1 pseudogene is annotated in these 318 nt (G+C 43.4%); it reads right to left on the bottom strand.

The features are described from left to right. Positions 1-75 precede the first annotated feature (75 nt). Positions 76-318 (bottom strand): annotated as a pseudogene (locus DIU01_RS05770) (transcriptional regulator); the annotation flags it as partial.

Here is a 318-nt window from a genome sequence, read left to right as displayed (position 1 = left end):
GGATGATACGGATGATACGGATTTGCGCAGATTAGCCGCCCCGCCCTTGGTGCACCCCTCCAAAGGATGGGAATACTAGAGAGGCTCTGAATAGTCTTTGTCGGTTGTTGTGTTGAGTTGTTTTGCTCTGTTGGGTTGTTTTGCATTTGAAATGAATTTTGGTGCGTTAATCATCCAATTTTGTGCTGCTGCTTGCCAATCGACCATTGGTGTTTTGCCTCCGACTAGCCAACCGACACTTTTGAAGTAATTGAAAAATTTTTGAGCTTCTTGTTCTGGAAAGTCATTTTCTAGGAAATAGGTTTTGACTTCTTCGAC

Origin of the sequence: Flavobacterium sp. (genome assembly GCF_003525665.1) — a bacterium.
GTDB lineage: Bacteria > Bacteroidota > Bacteroidia > Flavobacteriales > Flavobacteriaceae > Flavobacterium.
Note: the sequence above shows the minus strand (reverse complement) of the source record. Positions and strands in the feature narration are given on the sequence as shown.